Annotated in this window: 19 protein-coding genes; 11 read left to right on the forward strand and 8 right to left on the reverse strand. The window is 41.8% G+C overall.

Annotated features, from left to right (window positions below; genetic code table 11):
* The first annotated feature begins 67 nt into the window (after nt 1-67).
* The 4 genes from AC4CUZ_RS07080 to AC4CUZ_RS07095 all read left to right on the forward strand — a co-directional run bounded on the left by AC4CUZ_RS07080 (nt 68) and on the right by AC4CUZ_RS07095 (nt 5,429).
* Entirely contained in the window at nt 68-2,470 is a 2,403-nt protein-coding gene (locus AC4CUZ_RS07080; RefSeq protein ID WP_490747419.1) for a glucose/quinate/shikimate family membrane-bound PQQ-dependent dehydrogenase, read from the forward strand.
* Nucleotides 2,471-2,850: 380 nt separating this feature from the next.
* Complete coding sequence (locus AC4CUZ_RS07085) at nt 2,851-4,494, forward strand: nitrite/sulfite reductase (RefSeq protein WP_490747420.1); 1,644 nt, start codon at nt 2,851-2,853, stop codon at nt 4,492-4,494.
* Nucleotides 4,487-4,972 carry a DUF934 domain-containing protein gene (locus AC4CUZ_RS07090; RefSeq protein ID WP_114837210.1) on the forward strand — a complete coding sequence of 162 codons (486 nt, stop codon included), beginning with the start codon at nt 4,487-4,489 and terminating at the stop codon, nt 4,970-4,972. Before AC4CUZ_RS07085 ends, AC4CUZ_RS07090 begins: the two co-directional genes overlap by 8 nt.
* A 103-nt stretch (nt 4,973-5,075) precedes the next feature.
* Nucleotides 5,076-5,429, forward strand: a complete 354-nt coding sequence (locus tag AC4CUZ_RS07095) for a DMT family transporter (protein ID WP_058870222.1) — start codon at nt 5,076-5,078, stop codon at nt 5,427-5,429.
* Nucleotides 5,430-5,443: 14 nt separating this feature from the next.
* Here AC4CUZ_RS07095 and AC4CUZ_RS07100 read toward each other — a convergent pair whose 3' ends face one another.
* From AC4CUZ_RS07100 to AC4CUZ_RS07110, 3 genes are all read right to left on the reverse strand, one after another.
* A complete protein-coding gene (locus AC4CUZ_RS07100) occupies nt 5,444-5,896 on the reverse strand; it encodes a VOC family protein (RefSeq protein ID WP_490747421.1) in 453 nt (150 codons plus the stop codon).
* Between the two features lie 183 nt (nt 5,897-6,079).
* Nucleotides 6,080-7,255: a thiolase family protein gene (locus AC4CUZ_RS07105; protein WP_148825552.1), complete on the reverse strand. Its 1,176-nt coding sequence runs from the start codon at nt 7,253-7,255 to the stop codon at nt 6,080-6,082.
* A gap of 100 nt (nt 7,256-7,355) precedes the next feature.
* Complete coding sequence (locus AC4CUZ_RS07110; protein WP_490747422.1) at nt 7,356-7,880, reverse strand: GspH/FimT family pseudopilin; 525 nt, start codon at nt 7,878-7,880, stop codon at nt 7,356-7,358.
* A gap of 374 nt (nt 7,881-8,254) precedes the next feature.
* Between AC4CUZ_RS07110 and omp38 the strand changes: the two genes are divergently transcribed.
* Nucleotides 8,255-9,262, forward strand: coding sequence for an outer membrane protein Omp38 (gene omp38, locus AC4CUZ_RS07115; protein ID WP_126037838.1), 1,008 nt, complete (start codon nt 8,255-8,257; stop codon nt 9,260-9,262).
* A gap of 642 nt (nt 9,263-9,904) precedes the next feature.
* On the opposite strand, the gene AC4CUZ_RS07120 is transcribed toward omp38, so the two are convergent.
* The 3 genes from AC4CUZ_RS07120 to AC4CUZ_RS07130 all read right to left on the reverse strand — a co-directional run bounded on the left by AC4CUZ_RS07120 (nt 9,905) and on the right by AC4CUZ_RS07130 (nt 13,841).
* Nucleotides 9,905-11,368 (reverse strand): amino acid permease, encoded by a 1,464-nt coding sequence (locus tag AC4CUZ_RS07120; RefSeq protein WP_281962772.1) that lies wholly within the window; start codon nt 11,366-11,368, stop codon nt 9,905-9,907.
* A 9-nt stretch (nt 11,369-11,377) separates the two neighbouring features.
* The gene (locus AC4CUZ_RS07125) at nt 11,378-12,403 is read right to left on the reverse strand and encodes a methyltransferase (RefSeq protein WP_004983119.1); all 1,026 of its coding nucleotides are present in this window, start codon (nt 12,401-12,403) and stop codon (nt 11,378-11,380) included.
* Nucleotides 12,404-12,470: 67 nt separating this feature from the next.
* Nucleotides 12,471-13,841, reverse strand: a complete 1,371-nt coding sequence (locus AC4CUZ_RS07130; protein WP_058870215.1) for a uracil-xanthine permease family protein — start codon at nt 13,839-13,841, stop codon at nt 12,471-12,473.
* Between the two features lie 171 nt (nt 13,842-14,012).
* On the opposite strand from AC4CUZ_RS07130, the gene typA reads away from it, so the two are divergent.
* From typA to AC4CUZ_RS07145, 3 genes are all read left to right on the forward strand, one after another.
* Entirely contained in the window at nt 14,013-15,851 is a 1,839-nt protein-coding gene (typA, locus tag AC4CUZ_RS07135; RefSeq protein WP_010327435.1) for a translational GTPase TypA, read from the forward strand.
* A gap of 202 nt (nt 15,852-16,053) precedes the next feature.
* Nucleotides 16,054-16,488 (forward strand): large conductance mechanosensitive channel protein MscL, encoded by a 435-nt coding sequence (gene mscL / locus AC4CUZ_RS07140; RefSeq protein WP_058870213.1) that lies wholly within the window; start codon nt 16,054-16,056, stop codon nt 16,486-16,488.
* A 127-nt stretch (nt 16,489-16,615) separates the two neighbouring features.
* A complete protein-coding gene (locus AC4CUZ_RS07145) occupies nt 16,616-16,945 on the forward strand; it encodes a gamma-glutamylcyclotransferase family protein (protein WP_004983113.1) in 330 nt (109 codons plus the stop codon).
* A gap of 58 nt (nt 16,946-17,003) precedes the next feature.
* Here AC4CUZ_RS07145 and AC4CUZ_RS07150 read toward each other — a convergent pair whose 3' ends face one another.
* Both AC4CUZ_RS07150 and mutM read right to left on the reverse strand, forming a co-directional pair.
* On the reverse strand, nt 17,004-17,288 hold the full coding sequence (locus AC4CUZ_RS07150; RefSeq protein WP_058870212.1) for a peptidylprolyl isomerase: 285 nt from the start codon (nt 17,286-17,288) through the stop codon (nt 17,004-17,006).
* Nucleotides 17,285-18,139, reverse strand: coding sequence for a bifunctional DNA-formamidopyrimidine glycosylase/DNA-(apurinic or apyrimidinic site) lyase (gene mutM / locus AC4CUZ_RS07155; RefSeq protein WP_234304549.1), 855 nt, complete (start codon nt 18,137-18,139; stop codon nt 17,285-17,287). The genes AC4CUZ_RS07150 and mutM overlap by 4 nt, the downstream gene beginning before the upstream one ends.
* 344 nt (nt 18,140-18,483) lie before the next feature.
* On the opposite strand from mutM, the gene AC4CUZ_RS07160 reads away from it, so the two are divergent.
* The 3 genes from AC4CUZ_RS07160 to AC4CUZ_RS07170 all read left to right on the forward strand — a co-directional run bounded on the left by AC4CUZ_RS07160 (nt 18,484) and on the right by AC4CUZ_RS07170 (nt 22,022).
* Nucleotides 18,484-19,764 carry a carbohydrate porin gene (locus tag AC4CUZ_RS07160; protein ID WP_490747423.1) on the forward strand — a complete coding sequence of 427 codons (1,281 nt, stop codon included), beginning with the start codon at nt 18,484-18,486 and terminating at the stop codon, nt 19,762-19,764.
* A gap of 108 nt (nt 19,765-19,872) precedes the next feature.
* Nucleotides 19,873-20,988 carry an NADH:flavin oxidoreductase/NADH oxidase gene (locus AC4CUZ_RS07165; RefSeq protein WP_148825560.1) on the forward strand — a complete coding sequence of 372 codons (1,116 nt, stop codon included), beginning with the start codon at nt 19,873-19,875 and terminating at the stop codon, nt 20,986-20,988.
* Nucleotides 20,989-21,098: 110 nt separating this feature from the next.
* Nucleotides 21,099-22,022 (forward strand): AEC family transporter, encoded by a 924-nt coding sequence (locus AC4CUZ_RS07170; protein ID WP_234963493.1) that lies wholly within the window; start codon nt 21,099-21,101, stop codon nt 22,020-22,022.
* The last annotated feature ends 37 nt before the right edge of the window (nt 22,023-22,059 follow it).

The following is a 22,059-nucleotide window of genomic DNA, read 5'->3' on the forward strand; positions in this document are numbered from 1 at the left end:
CTAGGTGTTCATATCGATATTAAAACGATATGAGCTTTTAACAGAATCTAAGAAAAAGGTGGTCAATATGAGTACTCCGTCTTCAGGTTCAGGGCTTAAAACTTTTACAGCTGTGATTGCTGTAATCTTTGGTTTAGTCCTGCTGATAGGAGGGATTTATCTTGCAGTGCTTGGTGGGTCTTGGTACTACATCATTGCAGGTTTACTCTTCATCGTGACTGCAGTTCTACTGCAAAAATTAAAAAGTACGGCATTAATCGTTTATGCGTTGTTGGTCTTGGGTACAGTGGTTTGGGGCTTATGGGAAGTGGGTTCAGACTTCTTTGCCTTGGCGCCACGTTTAGATATCCTTGGTTTATTTGGTTTATGGCTACTCATTCCAGCGGTCACACGTGGCTTTGACAACGCTAAAAGTGCAAAACTGGTTTTAATAGGTTCATTGGCGGTGACTATTGCCGTGATGATCTATGCTGTGTTTAATGACCCTCAAGAAATTCGAGGTGAACTAAGCAGCAAGCAACCTGCAACCGCACAGTCTATTCCGGGTGTTGCGGATGGCGACTGGCCTGCTTATGGTCGTACTCAGTCTGGTTTGCGCTATTCTCCTTTAACGCAAATTAATTCTGAGAATGTTAATGATTTAAAAGTCGCTTGGACCTATAACACAGGCGACTTTAAAACAGAAAATGACTCTGGTGAAACCACCAATCAGGTCACCCCAATTAAAGTTGGGGACAATATGTATATCTGTACCACGCACCAAAAATTGGTTGCACTTGACCCAGCTACGGGTAAGGCGAAATGGACTTTTGATCCGAAACTCAAAGCGGACAATACTTTTCAGCATTTAACCTGTCGTGGCGTGTCTTATTATGATGCGAACAATACGGCTGGTTTTGAAGCCAGCTTGGCTTCAAAAAAATCAACATCGACTGAATGTCCAAAAAAAGTGATTTTACCTGTCAATGATGGCCGTTTGGTTGCTATCAATGCTGATACTGGTGAGCGTTGTACTGACTTTGGTAAAAATGGTGAAGTCGATTTGCAAAAAGATATGCCATTCCCTTATCCGGGCGGTTATATCCCAACGTCGCCACCTGTAGTCACAGGCACGACTATTATTATTGCGGGTTCAACCACAGATAACTATTCAACTGAAGAACCTTCAGGTGTGATTCGTGGTTATGATGTAAATACGGGTGCATTGTTGTGGGTCTTTGACACAGGTGCAGAAGATCCAAATGCGATTCCAGCTCCAGGTCAAAAGTATGTTCAAAACTCACCGAATGCATGGGCACCATTAGCCTATGATGCAGCCTTGGATATGGTTTACATTCCAACGGGTGTGGGTACGCCAGATATTTGGGGCGGTAACCGTACCGAGTTGCATGAGCGTTATGCCAATTCAATGCTGGCACTGAATGCCTCAACAGGTAAGTTGGTGTGGAATTTCCAAACTACGCATCATGATTTGTGGGATATGGATGTACCATCACAACCGACGTTGACGGATATTAAAGATAAGTCAGGCAAAATGGTTCCTGCCATTTACGTATTAACGAAAACAGGCAATGCCTTTGTTCTAGACCGTCGTACTGGTGCAGCCATTGTTCCAATTACAGAAAAACCTGTACCACAAACAGTGAAACGTGGGCCGCAAACCAAAGGTGAGCGTTACTCTGCGACACAACCTTTCTCTGACTTTGACCTTGCGCCAAAAGAGAAACTGACGGATAAGCAAATGTGGGGTGCAACCATGTTTGACCAGTTGATGTGCCGTGTGTCTTTCCACAAACTGAACTATGACGGTATTTATACCCCACCTTCAGAAAATGGAACTTTGGTTTTCCCAGGCAACTTGGGTGTATTTGAATGGGGCGGTATGTCCGTTAACCCTGATCGTCAAATCGCAGTGATGAACCCAATCGGTTTACCGTTTGTTTCTCGACTCATTCCAGCCGATCCAAACCGTCCGAAAACAGCCAAAGGTGCAGGCACCGAAGCGGGTGTACAACCGATGTATGGCGTGCCTTACGGTGTAGAGATCAGTGCGTTCTTGTCTCCATTTGGTTTGCCATGTAAACAGCCTGCTTGGGGTTTTGTGGCGGGTGTAGATTTAAATACTCACGAAGTTGCATGGAAACGTCGTATTGGTACGATCCGTGACAGCTTACCGGGAATTCAATTACCACCATTTAAAATGGGGGTTCCTATGCTTGGTGGTTCAATCTCAACGGCGGGGAATGTGATGTTTGTCGGTGGTACGCAGGATAATTATATCCGTGCCATCAATGTGACCAATGGTGATGAACTTTGGAAAGGTCGTCTACCAGCGGGCGGTCAAGCTACACCAATGACCTATGAAGCCAATGGTAAACAGTATGTGGTCATTATGGCGGGTGGTCATGGTTCATTTGGGACCAAGATGGGAGATGCTTTGGTGGCATATGCCTTACCCGATGCAAAATAATCTTTTGTAGTCATTTAAACTTTCAAATAGCCTGATTCGTCAGGCTATTTTTATGTGCAATCGGTTTAAAAGGGTAAAGTGAGAACGAGGAAGCAATAGAAAAATTGAGATCTGCCCAGAAAGCCAGGTTTAAAATTTATGCGGTAGCAATGCATTGGTTAGTGTGTATGTGATAGGCTGAACGGAGTTAGCTGAATAATGTATAAGTATCTAATAAAAAATACTTTAATCAGAAAAAACCTTTAGGATTAGGGGCAAACAGTACATCTACTTATCCTTATCAATAAAACAGCTATGAAATATGTAAAAAACGCATTTTGTTGATAGTTTAAATCTCGTTATGCTGTCAGCCGTTATAATGAAACTACTAGCTGTACGCCATGTATTTATATACTGATTTCGATCAGCAACTGATCAATGAACGTGTTGCACAGTTCCGTGACCAAACGGAACGTTATTTAGCTGGAAAACTCACTGAAGATGAGTACCGCCCATTACGTCTTCAAAACGGTCTCTATGTACAACGCTATGCGCCAATGTTACGTATTGCTGTGCCTTATGGCTTAATGAACTCAACGCAATTGCGCAAAGTTGCAGAACTTGCAACTGAGTTTGACCGTGGTTATGCACACGTTTCAACGCGTCAGAATATTCAGTTTAACTGGCCTGCGCTAGAAAATGTTCCAGACATGCTTCAAGAGCTAGCTTCTGTACAAATGCATGCGATCCAAACTTCGGGTAACTGTATTCGTAACACGACTACAGACCAATATGCAGGTGTGGTTGCTGGTGAAGTGGCTGACCCACGTCCAACGTGTGAATTGATCCGTCAATGGTCAACCTTCCACCCAGAATTTGCCTTCTTGCCACGTAAGTTCAAGATTGCTGTATCAGCACTTGAAGAAACTGATCGTGCAGCGACATCATTCCATGATATTGGGGTGTATATCGTTAAAAATGAAGCGGGCGAAATTGGCTATAAAATTAAAGTCGGTGGTGGCTTAGGTCGTACCCCTGTGATTGGTAGTTTCATTCGTGACTTCTTGCCACGTGAAGACCTGATTGCTTACTTAGAAGCCGTACTGCGTGTTTATAACTTACACGGTCGTCGTGATAACAAATACAAAGCACGTATCAAAATTTTAGTGAAAGCGTTGACGCCTCAAGTCTTTGCTGAAAAAGTCGAAGCTGAGTTTGAGCACACCATTAAAACTTTAAAAATTCAGCCTGAAATTTTGCAGAAATTAGACGAAGAATTTATGCCGTTTGATTATCAAGATTATGCAGATGAAGATTTTTCTGAACAGTTTGCTGCACATCCAAAATTCAAACAGTGGTTCAATATCAACACCAATGCTCACAAAGTGAAGGGCTACCGTATTGTAACGATTTCGTTGAAACGTACGGGTATTGCACCGGGTGACGTGACCACGGAAGAGATGAATTTGATTGCAGACCTTGCAGACAAATACACCTTTGGTGAACTGCGGACCACGCATGAGCAAAATATTTCTTTGGTGGATGTTCCGCAGAAAGATTTGTTTGAATTGTGGACTATTCTAGAGAAAAACAATTTAGCTCGTGCGCACATTGGTTTCTTAACCGACATTATTTGCTGCCCAGGCGGTGACTTCTGTTCACTGGCAAATGCGAAATCAATTCCTATTTCAGAAGCGATTTCACGTCGTTTTGATGACTTAGATACCATTTATAACCTTGGCAAACTGGATCTGAATATTTCAGGTTGTATGAATGCATGTGGTCATCACCATGTGGGCAACATTGGTATTCTAGGTGTAGACAAAAAAGGCGCTGAATTCTACCAAATCACTTTGGGTGGTAATGCTGATCATGATGCTTCAATTGGTAACATTTTAGGCCCTTCATTTGCAGCTGAAGTTGTGCCAGACATCGTTGAAGAAATTTTAAATACCTATCTTGACCTTCGTGCTGAGGGTGAAGAATTCATTGATACTTATCGCCGTGTGGGCATTCAACCCTTTAAGGAGCGTGCATATGCTTAATCTCGCACTACAAGTCCTCTCTAAAGATGGCTCGATTGCAGACAACACTTATCAAGTGATTGGTGAAGATGGTGTTTTACCGCAAGGTGATGTGGTTTTAACGGTTGAGCAGTTAGATCAATTGGCTCAAGTTTCAGGTAAAAAAGCACTCCTTGTTACAGTTGATGCTTCTCCTGAAACGCATGAATTCCCTTTAGATCAGTTAGATGCCATCTTTATTGATTTTGCGGGCTTTAACGATGGTCGTGGCTATTCATTTGCAGCGCTATTACGTCGCCAAGGTTTCCAAGGTGAACTACGCGCAACAGGTGATGTGTTTAAAGATGTCTTGAACTACATGAAACGTTCAGGCTTTGATACCTTTGTTATTAAAGAAGGTAAAGACATTCTTGAAGCTGCTGCGGGTTTAAATGATTTTAGAAATCCATATCAAGCATCAACAGCCGTTGCACAAGCCAGTTATCAAACGGGCGCTTAAATTTTCAAGTGAATAAAAAGCTGGACTTTGGTCCAGCTTTTTTGTATTTATACGCAGCATTTTTGATGAACAAATTGAAGAAAAAGAAGCAGGTAAAATGGACATGATGGCACTTTTTGCAAAAATTAATCCCGGTGTCATTTGGTTACTTATTGCTATTGCTACAGATGTGCTTTCGACTTTTTATTCCGCAAAAGGTAATGGCTTGGTCAATAAATTGGATCAAGGTATTGCACTGGTGCTTTACATGATTTCTTTTGCGTGTGCCGCCTATGCCTTAAAATTTATGCAAGCGGGAATTTTATATGTGCTGTGGTCTGGCATTGGTGTCATTGCCACAGCACTTCTTGCTAAAGCATTTTTAGGGCAGAACATCGATTTGGCTGGATGGCTCGGTATCGGTTTTATTACCTTGGGGCTCACTATTATTGCGCAATTCTCAAATATTGATGTTTAAAAAGAAGATGCATTTTATCCTTCTTCTAATTGGCAATTCACCATCCACTTCACTCCAAATTGATCGGTAAATGCACCATAGAGTGCGCCCCAAAATGTTTTCTCTAGAGGCATCTCTATTTTTCCATTGGCTGAAAGTGCATCAAATAAGCGTTTTGCATCGGCTTGTTCATGGGCATCTAAGTTAATGGAAATATAGTGGTTGTTGCCTAGAGTAAAAACAGTATTGGTTTGGGCACAAAACTGATCATTGGTATCCGAAGCCATCAGAATCGTGCTGGCATTGATGGGAAGCGAAACATGCATGATTTTTTGTTGGTCAGCGTCGGAAAGGGTAACTGAACTTTCATCTGAAGGTAAGTCTCCATAACGCATGAACGTTGCAAACTCTCCACCAAAGACAGACTTGTAAAAATTAAAAGCGGCTTCAGTTTGACCATCAAAGTTGAGGTAGTGATTCAGTTGCATTGTCTTATCCTTGTTGTTTTTTTCGTCGTTATTTTAACAAGTCGTTAAGATCGACCCTAATACAATCTTGTAATAAAAAATCCCTCGCAGTCGAGGGATTTTCATAAATGTCGCTTTTATATCAGCTAATCAGCCAGTCTTTCATTGTATAAAATATGTCAATAAAAGAAAGTTGCTTGAATCTTAAAGTAATTCAATCGCTACAGCAGTTGCTTCACCACCACCGATGCAGAGTGCTGCAATCCCTTTTTTACCACCTGTGCGTTTAAGCGCATGAATCAAAGTCAGGATAATACGTGAACCGGTTGAACCGACAGGGTGACCCAATGCGCAAGCTCCACCATTGATGTTCACTTTTGCAGGATCAAGTTTGAAGTCATCGATTGGACACATGGTCACCATCGCAAAAGCTTCATTGATTTCCCAAAGGTCTACGTCCTGTGCATTCCAACCTGTTTTCTTAAGCACTTTTTCAATTGCACCGACTGGTGCAATGGTGAACTCTGATGGATGCTGTGAATTGGATGCATAAGCCACAATTTTCGCTAATGGTGTTAAACCTTTGTTCGATGCATTTTCTGCTGACGTTAAAACTAGTGCGGATGCGCCATCTGAGATTGAGCTTGCATTTGCTGCAGTGATGGTGCCATCTTTAGCAAAAGCAGGGCGAAGGCTTGGAATTTTTGCAATATTGGCATTGAATGGTTGTTCATCTTTATCAATGACAACATCACCTTTGCGAGATGAAACTGTCACAGGCACGATTTCATCGGCAAAGTAACCTTCGTTGACCGCTGTTTGTGCACGCTCTAAAGAGCGAATCGCGAATGCATCCATTTGCTCACGCGTATAGCCACGGGTATTGGCCATATCTTGTGCAAAAGAACCCATCAATCGACCTGTTTCTGCATCTTCTAAGCCATCAAGGAACATGTGGTCTTTAACATCGCCATGCCCCATACGGTAGCCTGCGCGTGCTTTGGTTAAAATATAAGGAGCATTGGTCATCGACTCCATGCCACCTGCAACCACGATATTTGCTGAACCTGCTTTGATCATATCCGCAGCTTGCATTACTGCTTTCATGCCAGAACCACATAATTTATTGATGGTCACGGCACCTGTTGAATCAGGTAAACCTGCTTGGCGCATAGCTTGACGTGCTGGACCTTGCTTTAATCCCGCAGGTAGAACACAACCCATGATTACTTCTTCTACATCGTTTGCGTGTAGGCCAGCACGAGCAATCGCTTCTTTAATCGTCACAGCACCGAGTTCTGGAGCGGTCACACTTGCTAAACTGCCTTGAAAACCGCCCATTGCCGTACGAGCACCATTCACAATTACGATGTCTGTCATTTTCTTCTCCGAATCACTTATACGTTTTGTTGTAAACTTAAGCAGTATATGCAAATTTACTCGAGAGAAAAGCTGAAAACGTGATTATGGACTCATGGGTCTAGTTACAGGCATCTAGGGGTTCAGTCCGGGTCTGCCCCATTTTGCTCATGACTAATTTAAAGTGATCCTGACTTTGCATAGAGCAATAATAGAAAGTTCCATTTGAACCAAGGGGGAGACCATTTTCAGCTTTAAAGCTTAAAGATGGAAGATTGAGTGTGCCACGCCAATCAAGATTGCCATATTTGAGCTGCTGTTGTTCTGTCCGAATAATCTTTTCACTGGTATCTACTCGTCGGTTTTTATTATTATCGATAAATACAATAAAGCCCATGTTCCACTGATGATTTTGGCATTGAACGAGGTCTTGACTTGGACAAATGGTGATATTTTGACGTTGCAGGTTGGCCATATTTTTGGCTGCATGAATATTATTTCTTAGTGTATTCAGTATCTTGGTTCGCTCTTGTGCTGCCATATACTGATGAAAATGAGGAAGAGCTACTGTACAAATGATCATAATAATGCTAATAGTGATCATGAGTTCGAATAAAGTGAACCCTTTTTTATTGATAAAAAACATATGGTTATCCAGTTTTATTGTTATGGGCTATTTTTTATTTATTAAAGCTTTGTTTATCAAACAAATTTTATACATAATTAGTAGTACTCAACTTGTTTAAAAAGCTGTTAAAATGTAAGACAAGTGAAAATAAGCTATTCGCAAGTAAAAATTGAGTAAAAAATTACCGAATTACAACGGAAATTGTAAGTAATTTTGTCAATAATTTACTTGATTAAAGTTATCAAGCACTTGGAAAAAAAATAAAGTGTTTGTATGATTCATTGCGAATAGCTTAAAAATAAAACTGGGGTATAAAAAAGCCTATCTCAGAATGGTTAAATAATTTTAAGCTTAAGCTTGAAAAACAATTGTTATCTCTGGAGGATAAATCCATGAAAATGAGTCGTATTGCATTAGCAATGCTCGTAGCTGCTCCTTTAGCTGCTGCAAACGCGGGCGTAACTGTTACTCCATTAATGCTTGGTTACACTTGGCAAGACAGTCAACACAACAACGGTGTTGACCATTTAACTTCTGCTCCTGAAATTCAAGACGATTTATTCGTTGGCGCTGCACTTGGTGTTGAATTGACTCCTTGGTTAGGTTTCGAAGCTGAATACAACCAAGTTAAAGGTGATGTAGACGGTCTTGCTGCTGGCGCTGAATATAAGCAAACTCAAATCAACGGTAACTTCTATGCTACTTCTGATTTGATCACTAAAAACTATGACAGCAAAATCAAGCCATACGTACTTTTAGGTGCTGGTCACTACAAATATGACATCGATGGTATTGCTAAAGACGAAGAAGGTACTTTAGGTAATGCTGGTTTCGGTGCTTTCTGGCGCTTGAACGATGCTTTGTCGCTACGTACTGAAGCTCGTGCTACTTACAACATCGATGAAGATTTCTGGAACTACACAGCACTTGCTGGTCTTAACGTAGTTCTTGGTGGTCACTTGAAACCTGCTGCTCCAGTAGTAGAAGTTGCTCCAGTTGAACCAGTTGCTCCAGTTCAACCACAAGAGTTAACTGAAGACCTTAACATGGAACTTCGTGTGTTCTTTGATACAAACAAATCAAACATCAAAGACCAATACAAGCCAGAAATCGCTAAAGTTGCTGAGAAGTTAGTTGAATATCCAAATGCTACTGCTCGCATCGAAGGTCACACAGACAACACTGGTCCACGTGCATTGAACGAACGTTTATCTTTAGCTCGTGCTAACTCTGTTAAATCGTCTCTAGTAAACGAATACAACGTTGACCCAGCTCGTTTGTCTACTCAAGGTTTCGCTTGGGACCAACCGATTGCTGACAACAACACTAAAGAAGGCCGTGCTATGAACCGTCGTGTATTCGCGACAATTTCTGGCAGCCGTACAGTTCAAGCTCAATAATCTGAGTTTTAACTAAAAAACGACTCTTCGGAGTCGTTTTTTTTTATGTCTAAAACAATGAAATTTATGTTAATGCGTGTTGTTGAGCATAAGCTCGAGCTCAATACAAGAGCCTTTAAGGCTTACGTTGGTCATGGTCATTTACGCATAGGACATAAGACACAGTTAGAAGTATTTAATTTTAGAGGATGAATATAAGAAGAATGAAGAGTGGATTTTAGTCACTCATGCTTCGCGACATCGATCATAACTTTTGCCTTTAGAATGAATTGATATTTATTTTTATAAAGATTTGTTTGCCAGCGAGATAATATTTCTGGCTTGATATTTAGGGGGCTAGGAATTTGATAGAGATCAGTACTCAATGAACCGTAACATTTAGTTATTGCTGTGCGAATTGAGAGGCTAAATTTTTACAACCTAGATATGTAAATTGTTAATCGTATAAGTGAGCGGATGCTGGTTGCAGAATATTAACTAAGTTTAGGATGGATCCGAGTCATAGGTATCGCTTTTATGTGAAGTCAATAATTGAACTGTCTTATTGAAAATTGCGTTATTAATTTATGCTTTACGGCTTTAGCAAATGGATAAATGATAATAAAAAACAGCCCGAAGGCTGTCTTTTATTATGAAAGGATTTTATTCGCGATCAGGACTCATTGGACTGACATCCATTTCTTGGTAAGAAACAAGTTTGGTTTTGTATTTCCATTTATAGCCTAGCCAAATCGCCAAGAATAAGAAAATACCAATATAGGTCGATAACACAGAGAGCCATTCACCATCAAGCACTGCTTGGTAGTTTTGACCTAAAACAACAATTGCACACAGAATAAAGGCGAACCACGGAGCAAATGGGAAGAATTTTGCACGATAAGCTAAGTCTTCAACCTTATGACCTTGGGCAACATAGCCTTTACGGAAACGATAGTGTGAAACAGCAATCCCTAACCAAACGATAAAGCCACACATACCCGACATGTTAAGCAACCAGTTGAAAACTTGTTCTTCACCAATGAAAGTAGTTAAGAAGCAAAGTGCAGCAATTGCAGTTGTCGCATAAAGTGCATTCATGGGTACGCCGCGTGGGTCTAATTTGGCAAACACTTTAGGTGCACTGCCATTTTGGGCCATATTAAACAGCATACGCGTTGATGAATACATCCCAGAGTTACCTGCCGATAGAATCGCGGTTAAAATCACGGCATTCATCACGCTGGCAGCAAAGGCAAATCCCGCTTTTTCATAGAGTAAGGTAAATGGAGAGAGTGCAATATTCTCTGATGAAGCCGCTTGTAATAAAAGTGGATCATCATATGAAATGAGTGTGCCGATAATGAAAATACACACTACATAAAACAGTAGAATGCGCCAAAAAATCTGTTTGATGGCAATCGGAATCGTTTTTTGCGGATCTTTTGATTCACCTGCAGCGACACCGACCATTTCGGTACCTTGGAACGAGAACCCTGCAATCATCGCCACACCAATCAGTGCCGATAAGCCACCAACGAAGGGCGCTTCACCTTTGGTCCAGTTGGCAAAAGTTGCGATACCAGGCGTCATCATGATTTTAGCAATCATGAAAATACCAATGATGATAAACACAATGATGGCAAGGACTTTAACCAAGGAGAAGAAGAACTCACTTTCACCAAAGCCTTTGACTGTCAGTGCATTGATGCCAAAGACAACAGCTAAGAATAGAGCACTCCAATAGAAACCGGGCAGGTCGGGAAACCAGAATTTCATGATGAATTGAACTGCAACCAATTCAAATGCAACCGTAATGGCCCAGTTATACCAATAGTTCCAGCCAAGGGCGAAACCAAAACCGCCCTCAACATACTTGGTGCCATAGGTGAAAAATGCACCTGATGTTGGGTTATGTGTTGCCAACTCACCCAGACTGGTCATGAGAAAGTAAATCATCACACCAATTAAGCAGTAGGCCAATAACGCCCCGCCAGGGCCAGCATTTGCAATGGTTGCACCTGAGGCAAGGAATAAACCTGTACCAATTGAACCACCAATGGCGATCATATTCAGATGGCGAGCTCCAAGCTTCCGCTTGAGTTGAGCTGGTTGAGTCGTTTCGCTCATCATTGTTCCTTAAGATTTCTTTTGTGTGCTAGCAAACAGCACCTTAAAGCCTTGTTGATCGGCTTTGGTTGTACATTGGCCAAAACTTTGCTCAATGAGTAATGGATAATTGAGAAAGCGGTTGGCAACAATCCACAACTCACCATCTGATTTGAGATGGCGACGGGATGTTTTGCATAAATTTTCGCTGGCATTGTAATCTGTATGAATGCCTTGATGGAATGGGGGATTACTGACGATTGCGTGTAAAAACAGAGGAGCATCCTCAATTCCGTGTACCGCTTTAATCTCAAGTTGTTCTGGTAAAAGGTTATTTTTTTCAAAAGTCATTTTTGTTGAAGCTAATGCAAAGGCATCGACATCCAGTGCAAAAATGCGATTTTTCGGATTTAACTTGGCCAAATAAGCACTGATCACGCCTGCACCACAGCCAAAGTCTGCAATTTTTCCAGAAGTGACCTGTGAAAGGTGAGGCAATAACACGGCTGTACCCACGTCCAGACGATTTTGACTAAACACACCCGGTAATGCGCAAATCTGTAATTCACCTTTCGGGGTTGGCACTGTATAGAGTTGTGCCCAATCAGCCAAAGGTTTTGCGGTTACGGTTTTTTCGGTGACTAACTGCCACATTTGACAATGTCGAGCGCTGTCTAATTTGAGGGTTTTACCAAAAGGTTGCAGCTGTTTAGAAGCGCGTTCTACACCGCCTTTCTTTTCACCGACTAAAAAGATCGATGCACCTACAGCCAAACGACTGACCAGTTGGTGTAGGACATAATTGAGTAGTTCTTTTGACTTTGGAACAAACACGATGGCTTGATCAAAAGCGACATCAGGCAAATCTGTACCAAAATGCACATCACTTTGTTGGTTTTGGAAATATTGTAATTCGTTAAAATTCCATGTCCAAAAATGTGGCTCTACAGTACCAATTAACTGTGTGTTTAATTCGTCACACGGTGCATTGACCAGTAAAACTGAACCAGAGAGAAATTCTTGCTGGCGAAGAACAACTTCACTTCGTGGATCCATTTTATATACTCCATTGTAAAAACGATGCCCAGACAGTGCTGGGCAAAGTGCATACTGAAATGAACAATTATTTCTTCGTTTCAGGAAGAATAATATTTAATAACAAAGCTGCAATACCACCTGTCGCAACACCTGAACTGAAGATGTTACGGAATAATTCAGGTAAGTGTTCCAAAATTTGTGGAACTTGTGCAACACCTAAACCGAGTGCCAATGAAATGGCAATAATCAGTAGTGCGCGGCGGTCAAGATGAATACCTGACAGAATGTTAATTCCAGAAGCTGCTACAGCTCCAAACATCACCATCACAGCGCCGCCTAAAACAGCTTGAGGCACTGCCTGAATCACACCTGCAACAGCAGGGAGTAAACCTAGAATCACCAATAATGCGGCAATCCAGATGCCGACATAACGGCTCGCAACGCCAGTGAGTTGAATTACGCCATTGTTTTGTGCAAAGACCGAGCTAGGGAAGGTGTTGAAAATACCCGCAAGGAAAGAGTTTGCACCATTCACCAAGACACCACCTTTAATACGCTCCATCCATGTTGCACCATCGACAGGTTGGTTCGAGAGTTTAGAGGTTGCCGTAATATCACCAATCGCCTCTAAAGAGGTCACAAGGTAAATAAAGGCCATTGGAATAAACAAACTCCAAGAGAAGTCTAAACCAAAGTGCATTGGGGTTGGAATTTGAACCAGAGGTGCATCCTGAAGACCTGAAAAGTCGAGATGCCCCATAAAGCCTGCCAACACATAACCGACAATCAGTGCGATTAAAATAGCCGAACTTTTTACCCAAGTAATGCGAATACGGTTCAATATAATGATCAGTGCCAGTACTGTACAGGACATGATTAAGTTGTCTGCATTGGCAAAGGTATTGTTTGACATGGCTTGATAGCCACCACCCATGCTGATCAGACCTTCTTTAATCAGAGTCAAACCAATCAATAACACCACAATGCCTGTTACCAATGGGGTAATGAGCATTTTCACCCAAGGCAGAATACGTGAGACGCCCATTTCAATAAATGAACCTGCGATTACCACACCAAAAATTGCAGCCATGACGGATTCTACTGGAGTACCTGCAGCAACCATGGCAGAGCCAATTCCAATAATCGGGCCGATAAAGTTAAAACTGGTGCCCTGAACAATCAATAAACCTGCACCGAAAGGTCCAACTTTTTTACATTGTAAGAAGGTTGCAATCCCTGAAATGACCAAAGACATGGATAAAATCATGTTGGTGTCTTCTTTCGACACACCAAGCGCTAGACAGATGAGTAAGCCCGGAGTAACAATTGGGACAATAATTGCAAGGAGATGTTGAAAGGCAGCAAGAAAAGCAATGATTGGGCGAGGGCGGTCGTTTAAACCATAGACCAAATCGAGTTGATCTGTTTGATTGGGAGAGAGTTTCTGATCAGACATATGTCAAAGGGTGTTAGCAAGGTGGCGCTATTCTAATCGCTTTACACAGCTTTACAAAATTAATTACACACCACTTATCAAAAAAAATGAGTCTGTCAATAAACTGTCACTACTAAATTCTATTATTTTTCTGTATAATTTGCCCTCAAACTTTAGGCGTATCGAATTTACATGTCAGATATCAAAACTCTCCGCAACATTGCCATCATTGCGCACGTTGACCACGGTAAAACCACTCTAGTAGACAAACTTTTACAGCAATCAGGTGCACTTGGCGATCGTGCAGGCGAGATTGAGCGTGTCATGGATTCAGGCGCGATTGAAAGTGAACGTGGTATTACCATTCTTGCAAAAAACACTGCAATCAAATGGTTAGATGCACGTACCAATACAGAATACCGTATTAACATCGTTGACACCCCAGGACACGCGGACTTCGGTGGTGAAGTTGAACGTGTAATGTCGATGGTTGACTGTGTACTTCTTCTTGTTGACTCTCAAGAAGGTCCAATGCCACAAACTCGTTTCGTAACGCAAAAAGCGTTCGCACGTGGTTTGAAGCCAATCGTAATTATCAACAAAGTCGACAAGCCAAGCGCGCGTCCAGATTGGGTTATTGACCAAGTATTTGATTTGTTTGATAACCTTGGTGGTTCTGACGAACAGTTAGACTTCCCAGTTGTTTACGCTTCAGGTCTTCGTGGTGTTGCTGGTCCATCTCCAGAAGAACTTGCTGAAGATATGACTCCATTGTTCCAAACCATCGTAGACATTGTTGAACCACCAGCAGTTGATGTTGATGGTCCATTTCAAATGCAGATTTCATCACTTGACTATAACAGCTTCGTAGGTGTTATCGGTGTTGGTCGTATTCAACGTGGTTCTGTAAAATTAAACACACCAGTAACTGTGATTGATAAAGACGGTAAGACACGTAATGGTCGTATCTTAAAAATCATGGGTTACCATGGTTTAGAACGTGTTGATGTTGAATCTGCTCAAGCAGGCGATATCGTGTGTATCACAGGTATTGATGAACTTCATATTTCTGACACCATTTGTGATCCTAAAAATGTTGAAGCTTTACCAGCATTGTCTGTAGATGAACCTACAGTAACGATGACTTTCCAAGTAAACAACTCTCCGTTTGCTGGTAAAGAAGGTAAATTTGTTACTTCACGTAATATTCGTGAACGTCTTGACCGCGAATTAATTCATAACGTTGCACTTCGTGTTGAAGATACTGATAGTCCTGATAGCTTTAAAGTATCAGGTCGTGGTGAACTTCACCTTTCAGTTCTTATTGAAAACATGCGTCGTGAAGGCTTCGAGATGGGCGTATCTCGTCCACAAGTAATCTTGAAAGAAGTTGATGGTGAAAAGCAAGAGCCATATGAAAACGTAACATTTGACGTTGAAGAACAGCACCAAGGTTCTGTAATGGAACAAATGGGTCACCGTAAAGGCGAAATGACGAATATGGAAGTTGACGGTAAAGGCCGTATCCGTATTGAAGCAACTGTTCCTTCACGTGGCTTAATTGGTTTCCGTTCAGAATTCTTGACCATGACTTCTGGTACAGGAATCATGACGTCTAGCTTCTCGCATTACGGTCCAATGAAACAAGGTACTGTTGCGAAACGTCAAAACGGTGTGTTGATTTCTATGGTTCAAGGTACTTGCCTTGGCTATGCATTGTTCACATTGCAGGACCGTGGTCGTCTATTTGCTAAACCTCAGTTAGAAGTTTACGAAGGTATGATCATTGGTATTAACTCTCGTTCAGATGACATGACAGTTAACCCAACTAAAGCAAAACAGTTAACAAACGTACGTGCTTCTGGTACTGATGATGCGTTGACTCTTGTTCCTGCTGTTGAATATACGCTTGAACAAGCGCTTGAATTCATTGAAGATGATGAATTAGTTGAAGTAACACCTAAGTCAATCCGTATCCGTAAGCGTTACTTGACTGAAAACGAACGTAAACGTAACCGTTCTGGTAAATAAGTTTTAAAAATGATGTTGTCCTCATGCGGGGCAGCAAAATTTAAAAATGCCATCAATTTATTGATGGCATTTTTTTGTTTAAAATTAGCAAACCAATATATAAAAGCAGATGATTTCCGAGTAAATTACGTGGAAATGAAGCTATAAAATTAAATGTATACTTCGTCACATAAATTAAAGTCAAAAAAAACTGGAGATTTAAATGAGTATTATTCAAGAGTTCCGCGAATTTGCGGTAAAAGGCAACATGATCGACTTGGCTGTCGGTGTGATTATTGGTGGGGCATTTGGTAAAATTGTTGACTCATTAGTGAAAGATATCATCATGCCATTGATTACTGTGATCACTGGCGGTGGTGTGGATTTCACACAAAAGTTCTTTGTTTTGGGCGATAACCCAAACAATTTACAGTCTTTAGATGAGTTAACCAAAGCAGGTGTAAATGTCCTGACTTATGGTAACTTCCTTACGATTTTAATTAATTTCATCATTTTGGCATGGGTGGTGTTCTTAATGGTGAAAATGATTAATCGTATGCGCCGTAAACAAGAAGAAGTAGCGCCAGAACCAGCAGCAACGCCAGAAGATATCGCGTTGCTACGTGAAATTCGTGATGAATTGAAAAAACGTCAGTAATCGAACAGTTAAAATAAAACGGCACATCAAGTGCCGTTTTTTTATGTCTGAGACTTATCCGAAGACTGGTTTTTGTACAGTTTTGGTTTTATGATGCGCGATGATTGAATAGCTGTGGTGATGTCGAATGAACCAATTATTTGTCTATGGGACGCTCCGTCCAAATCATGAAAATGCCCATCTTTTAGAGCGTATAGGTGGGACATGGCAAAAAGGCTATGTGCATGGCGTGGTGCATATTTTGGATTGGGGACCCGACAAAGGCTTATTCGCCATTGTTTTAGATCCGCAAGCAGCAGCAGTTGAAGGATATTTTTTTAGCAGTGAAAAATTAACCGAACATTGGGATGCGTTGGATGAGTTTGAAGGGATACAGTATCAACGGGTGAGGGTACAAGGGACGTTGGAATCTGGCGAACACGTTGATGCTTGGACATATGAGATGAAAGAGGCTTAATCAAATACTGTGTTTGTGATGTGCTTAGACATAAACACATCACATACCGCGCATCCTTTTAAAAATCCATACGGAATTTAATTTCTACTAAATGAAAACCAAATTGGCTCTTGATGGGGCCATGTAGTACTTTTTCAGCTGCACTAAAAACCAATTTATCAATCACAGGCACCAATTGGCCTTTTTTGACTTCACCTAGTTCACCACCGCGTTTAGCTGAATTACAGGTGGAGTATTGCTTAGCAATTTTGGCGAAATCGGCGCCATCGTGGATTTTCTTTTTCAGTTGTTCAGCGAGGTCTTTGTCTTTGACCAAAATATGACGAACAATGGCAGTTTTCATTTGGTTTTTCCTCGAGCTGTGGCTTTGGGCTTAGGTTGCACTTTTTTCAGCGGTTGGCATTCGGGACAAAACACAGAAGCACGCTGTCCTAGTTTGATGTTTTCAAGCGTAGTCTCGCAGTTCACACACATTTCACCTGCTCGACCATAAGCCAATAAAGTTTGTTGAAAGTAACCATTTTCACCCATTGCGTTGGAATAGTCCCGCAGGGTAGACCCACCTAAATCGATGGCCTGCTGCAAAATACGTTTAATCTCGACCACCAATTTTTCAATTTGGCTGGGTGTTAAACTAGACGCCACTTGCGCAGGGTGTATTCTTAAATTAAACAAACTCTCTGTGGCATAGATATTTCCGACACCAACCACCACATGGTTATCCATGATTGCAACTTTTATGCCGACCTGTTTGCTTTTTAACTTTTGGCTTAAATATTTAGCGTTAAAATCAGCACTCAGTGGTTCAGGCCCAAGGGTATCGATTAACTTGGTTTGCGAATATTTATCCAACCATAAAATACAGCCGAAGCGGCGCGGATCATGGTAGCGTAGCTCGACATCTTCAAAACGAATAATCAAATGATCGTGTTTACGCAGGGTTTCACCCACCTCACAAATACGGAAACTACCAGACATACCCAAATGCCAAAGCATCGTGTCTTGTTCAAAAATGGCCAAAATGTATTTAGAACGGCGTTTGAGTTGAATTAAACGCTGACCCACCAGTTTGCTGAGATCGGCGGGAATCGGCCAGCGCAGGCTCGACTGGCGAACTTCAACACTGAGTACTTGTTGATCTAATAACGGCGCTAGACTGGCTTTGGTGGTTTCAACTTCGGGTAATTCTGGCATGGCAACATGAGATGATAAAACTTGAGGCTAATATTGCGGTGTACACGCAAGATTGCAAGTGATTTCAACGAGAGGCTTGCCTTTAGCACATTTGTACGGAGCTAGAGTGCAAGTGTGATCAGGAATCATCCTCTTTAAATAGCATTCTTGAATTGAGTGAAAACTGCTATGAATCACCCAAATCCAATCTTCTATTTATAGCTGTGGACGATATTGATAACTTTTTTTTGACTTAATGATAAAAATTTTGCTGAGATCTTTGTTTAAAAATTATGTACTTTTCATTAAATTTTTCATTTAAATGAAATGGATTGTTCTTCATTTTAGTTTGGGGCTTGGGTTTTATGCGACAGTTTTCTTTCTCTTTATTTGCAACAGCAATGTGTGCCTGGGCGACAGTGAGTCATGCGGAACAGATGATGGATGTACAGGGTCAGTATTTGTTTGGTGACTGGCAGGGAAAACGAACTGAATTGGCGCAAAAAGGCATTAAGTTTGAAGCCAATGCTTTAACAGATACCAACTATTTGGCGGATGGCGGGCATAATGCAGGTGCAAGCCCAAGTACCGCTTCGCAGTTTTGGTTAGGTACACAATTTGATTTAGAAAAGCTAGCCGGCTGGGAAGGGGTCACCATTCGTTTTGTTGCGACTGCGCGTCAAGGACAAAGTACCTCAATTCGAGATTTGCAAGATCCTTCTGCACCGCAATTAGCCAATGTACAAGCCACCTATGGCCGTGGAAACCAAGACAGCCGTTTGTCAGAGCTTTCGATTGAAAAGCGTTTTAAAGAACAAGGGCTCAGTGTCAAAGTTGGGCGACTGGGTTTAGGTTCTGATTTTGATGTGATGGCGTGTGATTTTGTTAGTAATGCCTTTTGTGCCGCACAAATGGGGAAATGGCAGGGCAATATCTGGATGAATACGCCGGTTTCACAATGGGGCGGTCGCATTAAATATCAACTGACCCCTGAAGTGACAACTCAAGTGGGTGTTTATGAATTCAATCCAGATAATGGCAATGGCAAAGCCGAGGGACAAGGTTGGAGCCTAGACACAGAACATGCCGACGGTGTGACTATTCCAGTAGAAGTGATTTGGACACCGAAAGCACTATTGAATGGTTTGGCGGGGAGCTATCGGGTTGGTGGGATATATAACACCGCAGATGATCCAAATAACCAATATGATGTGGCTTATGGCAAAGGTGTGGTTGGCGAAGACCGGACATTTGCAGGATGGATTGCCATCGAACAGCAACTGACTTCAACGGGTGCAGGGCGCCAAGGTTTGCATAGTTTTGCCAACTTTACATGGCATGACCGCATCACCAATAAAGTAGACAACTCACAGCAAGTGGGGCTGAAATATATTGGGGTATTTGAGCAGCATCCGACGGATATTTTAGGTTTGGGAGTGAATCGTGTACATCTGAATGAGCGATTTACTGCGGGTAAAGCACAGTATGATGCGAGCGCAGAATACAATATTGAACTGAACTATAGCTATAACGCTACGCCGTGGTTAATGTTACGTCCCAACATTCAGTATGTGATCAACTCAGGTTCAAGCCATGTGGTGGATAATGCATTAGTCTTGGGGCTTGGAAGCCGCATTACTTTCTAAATGGATAGCCATAAAAGTACAAAGGTTTGACAGCAGATTTGCACTTTTAGCGTTGAATGCAAGGCACTTTATTTGTTATAGATCATAGTGAGTACAGGGAGAGCTGTGATGCCATTATTATTTCAACCCATTCAATTTGGGGATTTAAACTTAACAAATAAAATCGTGATTGCGCCGATGTGCCAATACTCAGCCAATGATGCGGGTGAGCTGAGCTATTGGCATGAGCAACAATGGGCCAATTATGCTTTGTCAGGTGCGGGCTTGTGTATTGTTGAGGCAACAGCCGTACAAGCTGTAGGACGAATCAGTTTTGCGGATTTAGGGCTGTGGAATGATTTGCAACGTGCACAAATGAAGGCCTTGCTTCAAAAAGTCAAAACACTTTCACCAATGCCTTTTGCCATTCAACTGGCACATGCGGGGCGTAAAGCATCGACCGATCGTCCTTGGTCAGGAAAAGGTCAGATCAAACCGAATGAACCGCATGGTTGGCAAACGGTTTCTGCCAGTGATGTCCCCTTTAAGCCCGAAGAGCATGCACCACATGCTTTAAGTGTGACGGAGATGCAAGACATCATCGAAGACTTTGCCAGTGCTGCAGTACGCGCAGTAGATGCAGGTTTTGAGCTGATCGAACTACATGCAGCCCATGGCTATTTGTTGCATCAGTTCATGTCACCGCTGTCGAACCGACGTACCGATGAATATGGTGGAAGTTTTGAAAACCGTATTCGATTTACCTTAGAGGTCTTCCAAGCCATTAAACAAGCTGTTCCTGAAAATTATCCCGTAGGTATACGTTTATCTGCAACTGATTGGATGGAGTCGACTGCAACAGAAAGTTGGGATATTGATTCAACGGTTGGGCTATCGAAAGCGTTAGAGCAACTCGGTGCGGCTTATATTCATGTTTCAAGTGGTGGCTTGCATGTGGAACAAGACATTCAGATTAAGCCCAAGTATCAAGTGCCTTTTGCCCATGCAGTGAAACAAGCGGTGAAAATTCCAGTCATTGCGGTGGGCTTGATTACAGAAGCTAAGCAGGCTGAACATATTTTAGAAGCGCAAGAAGCCGATGCAATTGGTCTGGCGCGTGCCATGTTGTATGACCCACGATGGCCGTGGCATGCCGCTGCAGAACTGGGTGGGAAAGTCTCTATCGCACCGCAGTATTTACGGTGTCAGCCACATGGGATCAAAGATTTGTTTTCTGCGTTCTAATCGCATAAGCATTTTGCTTCGTCCATTGGTCTTTAAAAATATTTCAACTGAGTAAAGGTGTATTCTAGGATAGGTCTTTACTTACATCATCTGGAAAAGGAACAGCTTGAATGATTTTTTCGGTAATTTTTCCAGTATTTTTCCTGCTCTTCCTCGGTTTTGCATCTGTCAAAATCCAGTTGCTCGCTAAAGAGCAAATGACTGCAATCAGTGCTTTTGTCATCAAAATTGCGTTACCTGCTTTATTGTTGCACGCCTTAGCTTCAAAAGATTTGCATGAAATTTGGTATCCCTCTTATTTTTATGTTTATGCAGCTGTGACCTTTGGCTTATTTATTACGGCTTTTATTTTAGGTCAAAAGCTATTTAAGAATCACTTTACCCATGCTGCAGTTTTTTCACTGGGTGCATCCATGTCCAATACGGGGTTATTGGGAGCAGCAATTTTGACGCTGCTGATGGGAAGTGAAGCGATGATTTATATTTCATTGGTGGTGATCATTGAAAGTGTATTTCTTGTACCGCTGATGCTCACTCTGGCAGAAATAGGGCGACAAAGACAAGCCAATTTAGCCTCCATTTTAAAAACTACATTTCTTACGCTACTTAAAAATCCACTGTTCTTGTCGGTGATGCTTGGTATGAGTTGTGCGATTTTCGAACTTCAAATTCCACATTTAATCGACCAAGTGTTTGCGATGTTAGGCCAGACCGCTGCACCTTTAGCGCTCTTTATTATTGGTGGGGGAATGGTCGGGCTAACCATTCAATCGTTTAACCTGCAAACGGTTTATCTGGTGGTATCTAAAAATATTTGTATGCCACTCTTGGTTTATTTAGGGCTGACCTATTTGACTGCATTGGACCCAAAGATGATTTATGCAGGGACCTTGATTGCAGCTTTACCGATGCCCTCTCTATTTGGAATTTTTGGGCAAGTGTATGGCTTAAATGAAAAAGCACTCACCCCATTGATGATCAGCACGCTATTGAGTTTTGTGGTGGTCAGTGTCTTGATTGGTCTTTGGTGGTGAAAAAATACTCTCAATTGAGAGTATTTTTTTGAAGAAG

The sequence above is a fragment of the Acinetobacter sp. 789_lipA genome (genome assembly GCF_058242845.1).

Excerpts from the sequence above, each read along its gene's own strand:
- AC4CUZ_RS07080 (WP_490747419.1), top strand. The coding sequence starts at position 68 with ATGAGTACTCCGTCTTCAGGTTCAGGGCTTAAAACTTTTACAGCTGTG.
- AC4CUZ_RS07085 (WP_490747420.1), top strand. The coding sequence starts at position 2,851 with ATGTATTTATATACTGATTTCGATCAGCAACTGATCAATGAACGTGTT.
- AC4CUZ_RS07090 (WP_114837210.1), top strand. The coding sequence starts at position 4,487 with ATGCTTAATCTCGCACTACAAGTCCTCTCTAAAGATGGCTCGATTGCA.
- AC4CUZ_RS07095 (WP_058870222.1), top strand. The coding sequence starts at position 5,076 with ATGATGGCACTTTTTGCAAAAATTAATCCCGGTGTCATTTGGTTACTT.
- AC4CUZ_RS07100 (WP_490747421.1), bottom strand. The coding sequence starts at position 5,896 with ATGCAACTGAATCACTACCTCAACTTTGATGGTCAAACTGAAGCCGCT.
- AC4CUZ_RS07105 (WP_148825552.1), bottom strand. The coding sequence starts at position 7,255 with ATGACAGACATCGTAATTGTGAATGGTGCTCGTACGGCAATGGGCGGT.
- AC4CUZ_RS07110 (WP_490747422.1), bottom strand. The coding sequence starts at position 7,880 with ATGTTTTTTATCAATAAAAAAGGGTTCACTTTATTCGAACTCATGATC.
- omp38 (WP_126037838.1), top strand. The coding sequence starts at position 8,255 with ATGAAAATGAGTCGTATTGCATTAGCAATGCTCGTAGCTGCTCCTTTA.
- AC4CUZ_RS07120 (WP_281962772.1), bottom strand. The coding sequence starts at position 11,368 with ATGAGCGAAACGACTCAACCAGCTCAACTCAAGCGGAAGCTTGGAGCT.
- AC4CUZ_RS07125 (WP_004983119.1), bottom strand. The coding sequence starts at position 12,403 with ATGGATCCACGAAGTGAAGTTGTTCTTCGCCAGCAAGAATTTCTCTCT.
- AC4CUZ_RS07130 (WP_058870215.1), bottom strand. The coding sequence starts at position 13,841 with ATGTCTGATCAGAAACTCTCTCCCAATCAAACAGATCAACTCGATTTG.
- typA (WP_010327435.1), top strand. The coding sequence starts at position 14,013 with ATGTCAGATATCAAAACTCTCCGCAACATTGCCATCATTGCGCACGTT.
- mscL (WP_058870213.1), top strand. The coding sequence starts at position 16,054 with ATGAGTATTATTCAAGAGTTCCGCGAATTTGCGGTAAAAGGCAACATG.
- AC4CUZ_RS07145 (WP_004983113.1), top strand. The coding sequence starts at position 16,616 with ATGAACCAATTATTTGTCTATGGGACGCTCCGTCCAAATCATGAAAAT.
- AC4CUZ_RS07150 (WP_058870212.1), bottom strand. The coding sequence starts at position 17,288 with ATGAAAACTGCCATTGTTCGTCATATTTTGGTCAAAGACAAAGACCTC.
- mutM (WP_234304549.1), bottom strand. The coding sequence starts at position 18,139 with ATGCCAGAATTACCCGAAGTTGAAACCACCAAAGCCAGTCTAGCGCCG.
- AC4CUZ_RS07160 (WP_490747423.1), top strand. The coding sequence starts at position 18,484 with ATGCGACAGTTTTCTTTCTCTTTATTTGCAACAGCAATGTGTGCCTGG.
- AC4CUZ_RS07165 (WP_148825560.1), top strand. The coding sequence starts at position 19,873 with ATGCCATTATTATTTCAACCCATTCAATTTGGGGATTTAAACTTAACA.
- AC4CUZ_RS07170 (WP_234963493.1), top strand. The coding sequence starts at position 21,099 with ATGATTTTTTCGGTAATTTTTCCAGTATTTTTCCTGCTCTTCCTCGGT.